The organism is Arenibacter sp. F20364 (assembly GCF_023015905.1).
In the GTDB taxonomy this organism is placed as follows: domain Bacteria; phylum Bacteroidota; class Bacteroidia; order Flavobacteriales; family Flavobacteriaceae; genus Arenibacter.
The window spans coordinates 162,838-174,507 of sequence record NZ_JALKBD010000001.1 but is presented as its reverse complement, the minus strand read 5'-3'; the positions used below and the strand labels follow the sequence as shown (position 1 = coordinate 174,507).

Here is an 11,670-nt window from a genome sequence, read left to right as displayed (position 1 = left end):
GGTAAATTATTGGGCAGGGAAGTATTTTTTGCTGGGTTATGGTAAAAATATTTCTAAATGATTTAAATTGCTGCATTATTGTCTAATATAAGAGGTTTTAGGCACAAAAAGTATCAGTTTTTGCATATAATGTTTTGAACTATCTAGATTTTGGTTTTAAAATGTGAATATTGAGCTGGGAGTTTATCTCTAAAAATCATTGATTAAATAAATAGTTAATATGGGTAAGTTTTTAAGGTCTTCATTAATAATGATCTTGATAGGTTTTCTTGGTTCTTGTACTTCCAAGGAAGATAAATTGTTGGTTTTTAGTAAAACGGAAGGATTTAGGCATGGGTCCATTGAGGCGGGGATTGAGGCTTTCAAAAAGTTGGGTGCAGAAAATGGATTTTCGGTAGACGCAACGGAAGATGCTACCTATTTCACCGAAGAAATTTTACAGCAATACTCGGCCGTCGTTTTTTTAAATACTACGGGGGATATTTTGAATGAAGTGCAGCAGGCCGATTTTGAGAGATATATTCAAGCAGGCGGCGGATTTTTCGGAATTCATGCGGCTACGGATACGGAATATGGTTGGCCCTGGTACAATAAATTGGTAGGCGCCTATTTTAAAGGTCATCCCAAAATTCAAGAAGCAAGGTTGAACATAATCGATAAAAACCACTCAGCTACCAAATCTATGGCCGATACATGGATGAAGACAGATGAATGGTACAATTTTAGGGATATCAACCCTGATATAAAAGTATTGTTAGAGATTGACGAGACCAGTTATGAAGGGGGTGAAAATGGGGAGCATCATCCAATAACCTGGTATCACGACTACGATGGTGGTAGGTCCTTTTATACGGAAATGGGCCATACAGATGCAACTTTTGAGGATCCTATTTTTTTAAATCATGTGCTAGGAGGTCTTTCCTATGTCATAGGAAATAATGGTTTGGATTACAGTAGGGCAAAGACCGAAAGGATACCTGAGGAAAACAGATATGTACGCAAAGTCCTCGATTTTAACCTGAACGAGCCCATGGAACTGGAAGAACTTCCCGGAAGGGGGATTTTGTTCGTGGAGAGAAGGGGAGCTCTAAAACTCTATGACTTTAAAGAGGAAAAAACTAAGCAATTAGCCCAGCTTGATTTGTTTTATGGGAATGAAGATGGGTTGTTGGGCATAGCCGTAGATCCCAATTATCAGAAAAATAATTGGATCTATTTATTTTATTCCGCCCCTGGCGATATACATGAACAACGCATTTCAAGATTTACCTTGGTAGGCGATTCTTTGGATATGGCCTCTGAGAAAAATCTTTTGAGCATTCCAACTATACGCAAGTGCTGTCATAGTGGAGGGGCCCTGGAATTTGGTCCCGATGGCAATTTATTTATTGGTTTGGGAGACAACACCAACCCGTTTGAATCTTCTGGCTATGCCCCAATTGACGAACGGGAAGGCAGGGCACTTTGGGACGCTCAAAAATCGGCTGCCAACGCCAATGACCTTAGAGGAAAGATTTTGAGAATTAAACCAGAGGACGATGGGACATATTCCATTCCTGAAGGAAACCTTTTTCCTGTGGGCACTCCTAACACTAGACCGGAAATTTATGTAATGGGGTCGCGTAACCCTTTTAGGTTTTCCATAGATAGTGAAACTGGATATTTGTATTGGGGAGACGTTGGTCCGGATGCTGGTAAGGGCGATCCCAACCGCGGGCCACATGGTATGGGCGAATTTGATCAGGCAAGAAAATCCGGGAATTGGGGATGGCCCTATACCCGAGGTAATAATCAGGCTTATAACGATTATAATTTTACCACTGAAACCCCTGGGGAAAAATTTAACCCTGCCAGATTGATAAACGATTCTCCAAACAATACAGGTATAAGGGAGCTTCCTCCGGCCCAGGAATCAATGATATGGTTTTCCTATAGTGCTTCCGAAGAATTTCCTTGGTTGGGTTCTGGAGGTGTTAACCCAATGGCGGGCCCTATTTATCATGCTGCCAACCATCCAAATGCCACCAATAAATTTCCGGAATATTTTGAGAATAAGATTTTACTGTATGAATGGATGCGCGATTGGATCTATGTGGTAACCTTAGATAAAGATCACAACTATGTAAAGGCGGATCCCTTTATGCCTAGTGACGAGTTTTCCCATCCAATGGACATGCTTTTTGCTTCAGATGGCAACCTATATGTCCTTGAATATGGGCAAAAATGGAATTCCCAAAACATGGATGCCCGTTTAAACAGGATTGGTTATGTAAGTGGAAATCGCAGTCCAGTTTCGCGAATTACTTCGGATAAAATGGTTGGGGCCGAGCCCTTTACTGTAAGTTTTTCTGGAAGTAGCTCTGAAGATTTTGATAGGGACAAGTTGCAGTACGAATGGTATTTTAATTCGGAGGAAGTACAGGATAGGTCGATGGAGCCGAGTTTTACCTTTAATGATCCCGGAAATTATACGGTTCGTTTAAAGGTAACCGACGAAGCCGGTAATACTGATATCGCTACCCATAAAATATTGGTAGGCAATGATATTCCAGAATTAAAAATTGAATTGGATACCAAGAACAAAACATACTGGGACGGGCGCAAAGTAGGTTATAAGGTTGTTGTTACGGATAAACAGGATGGCAGTACCCTTGAGGGTACCATTGATCCCAAGGACGTAAAAGTCACTTTCGACTATATTCCCGAGGGTGAGGATATGGTCAAGGCTACGATTGGCCATCAGCAGAATACGATTCCGGAAGGAAAATTGCTTATTGACGATACGGATTGTAAGGCCTGTCATGCCGTAAATATTAAGGTCAACGGACCTTCATATGAGGAAATTGCGGCGCGTTATTCTGCGGCAGACAAAAATTACCTGATCGATAAAATTATTAAGGGAGGCTCGGGGGTTTGGGGAGAAAGTATGATGTCTGCACACCCTCAGCTTAAAGTCGCCGAAGTAGATAAAATAGTGGATTATATTCTTTCATTGAATTCGGAAATTAGGAAGGATGAAAATCTTTTGGCTCTACAGGGTGAAGTTGGTTTTAATGCCCATAAGGCCAAGAATACCCAAGGAAAGTATGTCTTAATGGCCTCTTATACGGATAAGGGAAGCAAAGAGCAGCCCGAATCTGCCCTGTCGGTTAGAGATCAAATTGTTTTTAAGTTTCCTAAGTATGAAGGCGTTAATGCAGATGAAAAAAGTGGAGGATTGAGCGATTGGGAGGTGGAAGGAGAAAAAGTGGTTGGTTCCATTAAGAACAATTCTTATTTAAAATTCAACGACATTGGCTTGGAGGGCTTAAAAGAGATAGAGTTGCATATGTATTTTGGCGCGGATTATCCGTACGAGGGTAAGGTTGAAATTAGGGAGAATAATCTTAACGGTCAACTAATCGGGGAAAGCAGCCTGAAGTATTTTGACAAAGAAAAGGGAGCAAAGAAGAACTACCTTGTCCCGGTAAAGCCTTCCAAGGATTTTGATGCACTTTATGTAGTTTTTAAAGGCTCGGGAGACAAGGAGCAAATCATAGGCAATTTTAACGCTATGGTATTGAAATATTAAACAAGGAAAGGGAGGAAATATAATTGGATTTTAGTCTTGCTATATTGAATTTGTCAGGCCCATTTTCTGTTAAAACCCTTTTAAAATAGCGTCGATATAATCGTTATGACCCATTAATTAATTAACTTTAGCGGTTGGGGTCTATTTTAAAAAAATGAATTTTTCGCAATCTTGTGATCAAATCCTTTTTGGCCCACAAAACATTATGATTTTAAACGCGTTTATCAATTAAAGTATACAGTATTATTATGGAAGAGAAAATGATGATTATTGACCCGCATGTACACATGACCTCCAGAACAACCGATGATTATGAGGCAATGGCGGCAGCGGGCGTAGTGGCTATTATAGAACCTTCGTTTTGGTTGGGCCAACCTCGTACCCAGGTAGGTTCGTTTCAAGATTATTATAGTAGCCTTGTAGGTTGGGAGCCGTTTAGGGCTAGTCAGTTTGGGATACAACATTATTGCACCATAGGGTTGAATTCAAAGGAGGCCAACAATGAGGCCTTGGCAGAACAGGTCATTGAACTGTTGCCATTGTACGTACATAAGGAAAATGTAGTGGCCATTGGTGAAATTGGTTATGACGATCAGACTCCTGCCGAAGACAAATATTTCAGAATGCAGTTGGAAATGGCCAAGGAATTAAATATTCCCGTGCAGATTCATACCCCACATAGGGACAAAAAGGCAGGAACTTTAAAAAGTATGGAGGTTTGTTTGGAACATGGCTTGGATCCGGGCATGGTTGTTATTGATCACAATAACGAAGAGACGGTAAAGGATGTATTGGATCGTGGTTTTTGGGCCGCATTTACAATTTACCCAAAAACTAAAATGGGGAATGAAAGAATGGTGGAGGTAGTAAGAAATTTTGGAAGCGACCGTATTATTGTGGATAGTTCTGCCGACTGGGGTGTTAGTGATCCCCTAGCAGTGCCAAAAACGGCTTCACTTATGTTGAAAAGAGGGATAGCCAAATCGGATGTTGTTAAAACCTGCTACCAAAATGCATTGGATATTTTTGGAAAAAATGGCAAAATGAAAGAATCCGATTGGTTAAAACCACAAGGTATCAATCAAACCAAATTATATAACGACAATAGTGTTTTGCGAGGGCAGGAGCCTAAGATTGATGCAGATAAAATAGTATAATGAATCCTGTATTTAAAGGATATTTAAGGCTTGCAAGACCTGCAAATTTACCTACGGCGGCTGCCGATATTTTGGCAGGCGTGGCTATTTCAGGCTTATTTATGGGTATAGCACCTAATAGTGCTTGGGATACTTATAAAATGGGAGAAATACTATTGTTGGTATTTTCTTCTGTGTTCCTTTATGCTGCGGGCGTTGTGCTCAATGATGTCTTTGACCATAAACTGGATAAGGTTGAACGCCCGGAAAGACCTATTCCTTCCGGTCTGATTCCTGTGCGATCTGCAGCAATATTTGGGGGAGTATTAATGAATTTAGGTGTTCTTTTTTCATTTTTGGTGAGCTCTTTAAGTGGAATTGTTGCTCTTACTTTAGGACTTTCTATCCTTTTGTATGATGCTTTTGGGAAGCACCACCCCTTTTTTGGACCACTTAATATGGGAGTTTGTAGAGGGTTGAATTTACTTCTTGGGATATCCATTTTAGGGGATTTCACTAATTGGGGGTATTTTGTTTTTCCGGTTGTATATATTGCGGCCATAACCCTTATTAGTAGGGGAGAGGTACATGGAGACAATAAAAGTCATATCATTTTTGCTGGTGGCTTATATAGTAGTGTGATAGTGGGAATTGTTGTTTTACTTTCAGCTTCAGGTCTTAATTTATTGGAGGCCATCCCATTTTTATTACTGTTCGCTTTTCTAATTTTTAGGCCTTTGTTGAAGGCATATGCGGAAAATTCACCCAAAAACATTAAAAAAGCGGTGATGGCCGGGGTAATATCTATCATTGTTTTGGACGCAACCTTGGCCGTGGGATTTTCCCACTGGTGGGTGGGGCTAATTACATTATTGCTATTACCCTTATCTATTTTTTTATCCAAACTGTTCGCAGTTACCTAACGTTTTAAAGTATGTCACATTATAAGCCAATAGAGCAATCCTTTAAAGTATCTTATGAGTATAAGTTACATTTTACAGAAGATATTTTTAGTGTGGATAATCCGTTGTTCAAAGATATTGTCCAAGGGTATAACAACAAGGGAAATGTAAAGGTGCTTTTTGTAATAGATAGTGGTGTGCAGGCCTGCCACCCAAATTTAAGTGCCAATATAACTTCCTATTGTAAGCAATATGCTTCGGTAATAAATCTGACGGAACAAATTGGAATTGAGGGAGGGGAGCAGAGTAAGAATGATTACCAAAATGTGGAGCGAATATTGAATGCTGTGAACGACAATCGCATTTGCAGGCATTCTTTTGTTATAGCAATTGGGGGAGGTGCCGTTATAGATATGGTGGGATATGCCGCCGCTATAGCCCATAGAGGGGTGAAGTTGATTAGGATTCCTACAACAGTGTTGTCTCAGAACGACTCGGCTGTAGGGGTTAAGAATAGTTTTAATATTTTAGGTAAAAAGAATTTTTTAGGGACTTTTGCTCCGGCCTACGCCATCATAAATGATAATAATTTTTTAACCACTTTGGATCAGCGCGACTGGATTTCCGGTATTGCCGAGGCAGTAAAAGTGGCATTGATCAAGGATGCGACATTTTTTGGGTTTATTGAGGAAAACAGTACAAGACTTCAGGCTCGCGACATGGAGTCCATGGAGTACTTGATTTATCGCTGTGCGGAAATGCATATGGAGCATATTGCCCAAGGGGGGGATCCTTTTGAAAGTGGTTCTTCCAGACCTTTGGATTTTGGCCATTGGGCCGCCCATAAATTGGAATATATGACCAATTACAAGCTGAGGCATGGTGAGGCCGTTGCCATTGGGATGGCCTTGGATTTGGTTTATGCCCATTTTATTGGGTTGATAAACAAGGAAACGCTAGACCGTATTTTGAGGGTTCTTGAAAAAATCGGGTTCGATTTACATATCCCAATTGAAGAGGAAAGCCAGCTAGATGAGTTGCTGAATGGTATTCAGGAATTTCGGGAGCATCTGGGAGGGGAACTTACTATTACCTTGATATCCAAAATTGGAGCAAAACACGATGTGCATGAAATCGATATTTCCACAATGGGAAAATCAGTTATTTGGTTAAATGAAATGTATAAACCTAAAGTATCCGATACTACATGTTAATAAAAAATAAATATCATCTTAGCTACTGCAGCAATATACATCCAGGTGAAGATTGGGAGCAGACAATAAATAGTTTAAAAACGTATCTTCCTAAAATAAGAAAGGAAGTCGCCCCGGAAACCCCTTTTGGAATTGGATTGCGTTTGTCCAATGTGGCGAGCGAGGGACTTGATGAGGGTAATAATTTAAGGGATTTCAAGGATTGGTTGGACCAAAATCAATTCTATATTTTTACCATGAACGGATTTCCTTATGGAAACTTCCACAACGAAAGAGTAAAGGATATGGTGCATGCACCAGATTGGACTACCGAGGAAAGGTTAAATTATACCCAGCGACTTTTTGATCAATTGGCTTTTTTGATTCCGGAAGGTATGTCAGGGGGTATTTCAACCTCGCCCGTTAGCTACAGGCACTGGCATACTACTGCGGATGCCTTGGAAAACGCATTTGTTACCGGGGCCGAAAATATGGCGAAGATTCTATTGCAGTTGGTGGAAATTGAAAAGAATTCCGGCAAGTATCTGCATATGGACATTGAGCCGGAACCAGATGGAATGATAGAGAATAGTGATGAGGTTCTTCACTATTATGACACCTATTTAATACCTATAGCCACTAAGAAATTGATGGCTGCCTTGGGCTGTAACAAAGATATGGCCAGGGATTTAGTTTTAAGACATATAACCATTTGCTATGACGTTTGTCATTTTTCCTTGGCCTATGAGGATCCTGAATATACCTTGGCAAAATTTAGCAAAGCAGGAATTAAGGTGGGTAAAATTCAAGTGAGCTCGGCCCTTAAAATTCTTTTTAAAGAAGGAGAGAACGAGGATATATGGCAATCCTTAAGTCAGTTTAACGAACCTACCTATCTGCATCAGGTCACTGAAAAGGTTGGTGATAAAGTAATTACATATAGGGATTTACCTGAGGTTTTGGAGCAACGCTCCAATGCTTTGGAGCTAAGGTCCCATTTTCATGTACCCATATTTTTGGAGAAGTACGATCATTTGTTCTCTACCCAAGACCAAATAATTAAGGTGTTGGAGTATCTAAAGAAAGACCAATTTTCAGAGCAATTGGAGATAGAGACCTATACCTGGGACGTTTTGCCAAAAAATCTTAAAACAGAACTGTCCAATTCCATTGTTCGTGAAATTGAATGGTTAAAGAGTAAAATATAAAGCATGAAGAAAACCGTCGTACTAAACGTGGTAGGATTAACTAGGGGATTAATAGGGGAGCATACTCCCTTTATCAATTCCTTTTTGGAGAAAGGTACCTCGGCAACAATTACACCACAATTGCCTGCAGTTACCTGTTCCGTGCAAGCTACCTATTTAACGGGTAAAACGCCTTCTGAACACGGAATAGTGGGTAATGGCTGGTATTTTAAGGAAGAACATGAGGTGAAGTTTTGGCGACAATCCAATAACTTGATCCAATCCGAAAAAATATGGGACAAATTAAAAAAGCAGGATAAAAATTTTAGTTGTGCCAATATGTTCTGGTGGTATAATATGTATTCCAATGTGGATTACAGTGTTACCCCTAGGCCCAATTATTTGGCAGATGGAAGAAAGATCCCAGATGTATATTCCTATCCGGCAGAACTTCGTGACCACTTGCAAAGTGAGCTGGGTACATTTCCCCTTTTCCAATTTTGGGGGCCAAAAACGTCCATTAAATCCAGTCAGTGGATAGCCGATGCTGCCATAAAAACGGATATTTTGCACGATCCCACATTGACCTTAGTGTATCTGCCGCATTTGGATTACAATATGCAACGTCATGGTACGGATTTAAGTATAATATCCAAAGATCTAAGGGAAATAGATAAGGTGGTTAAGCAATTGGTAGAGTATTACGAGAGTAAATCTGCCCATATTATTTTGCTTTCGGAGTACGGGATTACCAATGTAAACAATCCGATACATTTAAATAGAAAGCTAAGGCAAGAAGGTTATCTTAATATTCGCGTGGAAAGGGGACTCGAGCTACTGGATGCGGGGGCAAGCAAGGCCTTTGCGGTGGCGGACCATCAGCTGGCACATGTTTATGTAAAGGATAAAGAGGAGGTAGATCAGATCAAGTCCTTACTTAGAAATATGAAGGGCGTGGAGCAAGTGCTATCGGGAAGCGAAATCGAGGATATGCAATTGGATCATGATCGCACCGGGGATTTGGTGGTAGTTGCAGATAAGGATTCTTGGTTTACCTACTACTTCTGGTTGGATGACGAAAAGGCACCTGATTATGCCAGAATGGTGGACATTCACAAAAAACCGGGATACGATCCGGTGGAGATGCTAACAAATCCAAAGGATAAATTGTTGATGCCAAAAGTTATTTGGAAGTTGTTGAAGAAGAAATTAGGCTTTCGAACAGTAATGGATATTATTCCTTTGGACGCCACTTTGGTTAAAGGATCACATGGTAGAATGCCGGAGGATTCCAAAGATCATCCTATATTGATTACCAATAAAAAAAGTGCTGGGTTAAAGGACGGTATGTTGGCGACCGACGTGTATGGTGTTATAGAAAATCATATTTTAAATGCTTAATATGCGACTTTTTTACAAAATCGTTTCTGCAGTATTCACAGTATTGTTCATTTGGGCGGGATTGCTCCAATACAACGATCCGGACGCTGTTCTTTGGTATTTCCTATATGGAGCAGCGGCAGTGGCTTCATTTTTGTTTTTCTTTGGCAAACTTAATGTATCGATTGCCTTTGTTCTATCCATAGCATACTTGATAGGTGCTTGGATTTTTTGGCCGGAGCATTTCGAAGGAGTATCAATAGACGGGGGAAATATAGATAATATAGAACATGCCAGGGAATCCTTGGGGCTCCTAATAAATGCCTTGGTGATGTTGTTTTTTGCTTGGAGGGTAAGGGCTGAAAAAGCTCTAAATATCTAAATCAAACTCTTTGCGCAAAAGATCGATGGCTGGATTTTTCTCCCTTAATTTTAGATACTTTTCTTCTGGGGTAAATGCAAATTTTTTGGCAGTAGCCTCGTTTACAGTTATTTGCAATTTTATAAAATGATTATTGAGTTTTTGTTTTAAGTACTCCATAAGATCGTACTTTTCCCGCTCAATTTCCTTTTTCATGGTGCCATTTGGTAGTTCTATCCAAATGGTAAAATTATCGGTAAGTTTAGGGACATCCGAATGGAGGTTGGATGCCAAAATTTTTCGCCCATCATTGTCCAATATATCTACAAAGTCCGCCCAATGTTTTTGCATTTCTTCTTCTGAAAATGGAGCCTTGGGTAGGTTGCTTTCATCAATAACATCTTCCTTCTTGTTTAGTTGATGTTCTTTTTTTGCTTTTAAGCTAGAGAGTGAAAGTCCGGAAACTCTTCTTTCAGTAGATCTGAGATGAATTTTTTTCCTGGGGGTAGGTTCGGATTCTTGGACAACATTTGCGGCACCATTGCCGTTATTCCCATTGGATTGGAGGGAAGAACCTTCAGGGGAAGGTTGCTTCTGTGCAATTTGTCTCTCGGTGTTGACGGTTTTAGTAACTGCTGCTGTGGTATTGATGGTTTCCGCCTCTGTTACGTTAGGCTTAATTTCTTCACCTATAGCGGTAGGGCGATTAACCTTATAAAATGAGGCTGGGATTATAAAATCTGGTTTGTTACGACCCTTGCCTAAGGATTCAGACTTTTTTTTTTCTCCATCAAAATCGATAGAGGCTAATTTCATTAGGGTCAATTCAACAAGAAGACGCTGATTTTTGCTGGACTTGTACTTTATGTCGCAATCGTTGGCCAAGTCAATTGCCGATAGTAAAAAGCTACTAGATGTTTTTTTGGATTGTTCACCATAGCTTTTTTTTGCCTCCTCCCCAACTTCTAGGAGCTCAATGGTGTTCTGATGTCGGCATACCATTAAATCCCTAAAATGTGAAGCTAGGCCACTTATAAAGTGGTGTCCGTCAAACCCCCTGGCCAAAGTTTCATTAAAAAGGATGAGCAAGCCTGGAATATCATGCTTAAGAATCAAATCCGTAGCAGTGAAATAGGTGTCGTAATCCAGTACGTTTAAATTCTCCGTTACGGCTTTCCTGGTCAATTTTTTGCCCGAATAGCTTACTACCCTGTCAAAAATGGACAGCGCATCGCGCATCGCGCCATCAGCTTTTTGAGCAATGATATGAAGTGCATCGTCCTCGGCTTCTATTTCTTGGTTCTCCGCAATGTATTTTAGGTATTCGGCGGCATCCTTTACGGTAATGCGTTTGAAATCAAATATCTGGCAACGAGACAGAATAGTAGGGATAATTTTATGCTTTTCCGTTGTGGCCAATATAAATATGGCATGTGCCGGTGGTTCCTCCAAGGTCTTTAGAAAAGCATTAAAGGCAGCTTGGGACAGCATGTGCACCTCATCAATAATGTATACCTTGTATTTTCCAACTTGTGGGGGTATACGCACCTGACTTGTCAGCTCCCTTATATCATCTACTGAATTGTTGGATGCAGCATCCAGCTCAAAAATGTTAAAAGCAAAGTCCTCATCTTCATTAGTCTTGCCGTCTTGGTTGATTTTTTTGGCCAAAATACGTGCGCAAGTGGTTTTTCCAACACCTCTTGGACCTGTAAACAATAAGGCTTGTGCCAAGTGATTGTTCTCTATGGCATTGGTCAATGTATTGGTAATAGCCTGTTGCCCAACAACATCCTTAAATGTTTGGGGCCGGTATTTTCGGGCGGATACTATAAAAGGTTCCAAGGCTATCAACTTTAATTCGGTGCAAAATTAATACGCCGAAGGGTGAAGTACAAATATAAAAATAGCATTGCATTAAAGGACCCATTTAACTTTCT

The 11,670-nt window shown here is 40.3% G+C and carries 8 protein-coding genes; 7 read left to right on the top strand and 1 reads right to left on the bottom strand.

Translation table 11 applies throughout. The features are described 5' to 3' along the window. Nucleotides 1-220 precede the first annotated feature (220 nt). The 7 genes from MWU84_RS00720 (at nucleotide 221) to MWU84_RS00690 (ending at nucleotide 9,751) form a co-directional block, all read left to right on the top strand. Nucleotides 221-3,571 carry a ThuA domain-containing protein gene (locus tag MWU84_RS00720; RefSeq protein ID WP_246896726.1) on the top strand — a complete coding sequence of 1,117 codons (3,351 nt, stop codon included), beginning with the start codon at nucleotides 221-223 and terminating at the stop codon, nucleotides 3,569-3,571. Nucleotides 3,572-3,819: 248 nt separating this feature from the next. Beyond that, nucleotides 3,820-4,728, top strand: a complete 909-nt coding sequence (locus MWU84_RS00715) for a TatD family hydrolase (RefSeq protein WP_246896709.1) — start codon at nucleotides 3,820-3,822, stop codon at nucleotides 4,726-4,728. Beyond that, entirely contained in the window at nucleotides 4,728-5,630 is a 903-nt protein-coding gene (gene eboC, locus MWU84_RS00710; RefSeq protein WP_246896707.1) for a UbiA-like protein EboC, read from the top strand. Before MWU84_RS00715 ends, eboC begins: the two co-directional genes overlap by 1 nt. An 11-nt stretch (nucleotides 5,631-5,641) precedes the next feature. Further along, nucleotides 5,642-6,823, top strand: coding sequence for a 3-dehydroquinate synthase (locus tag MWU84_RS00705; protein WP_246896697.1), 1,182 nt, complete (start codon nucleotides 5,642-5,644; stop codon nucleotides 6,821-6,823). Next, nucleotides 6,817-8,010 carry a metabolite traffic protein EboE gene (gene eboE / locus MWU84_RS00700; RefSeq protein ID WP_246896693.1) on the top strand — a complete coding sequence of 398 codons (1,194 nt, stop codon included), beginning with the start codon at nucleotides 6,817-6,819 and terminating at the stop codon, nucleotides 8,008-8,010. The genes MWU84_RS00705 and eboE overlap by 7 nt, the downstream gene beginning before the upstream one ends. 3 nt (nucleotides 8,011-8,013) lie before the next feature. After that, nucleotides 8,014-9,390 (top strand): nucleotide pyrophosphatase/phosphodiesterase family protein, encoded by a 1,377-nt coding sequence (locus MWU84_RS00695; protein WP_246896684.1) that lies wholly within the window; start codon nucleotides 8,014-8,016, stop codon nucleotides 9,388-9,390. 1 nt (nucleotide 9,391) lies between these two features. Next, nucleotides 9,392-9,751: a transmembrane 220 family protein gene (locus tag MWU84_RS00690; protein WP_246896675.1), complete on the top strand. Its 360-nt coding sequence runs from the start codon at nucleotides 9,392-9,394 to the stop codon at nucleotides 9,749-9,751. On the opposite strand, the gene MWU84_RS00685 is transcribed toward MWU84_RS00690, so the two are convergent. Beyond that, nucleotides 9,740-11,575, bottom strand: coding sequence for a DNA polymerase III subunit gamma/tau (locus MWU84_RS00685; protein ID WP_246896674.1), 1,836 nt, complete (start codon nucleotides 11,573-11,575; stop codon nucleotides 9,740-9,742). The genes MWU84_RS00690 and MWU84_RS00685 overlap by 12 nt on opposite strands. Nucleotides 11,576-11,670: the final 95 nt, after the last annotated feature.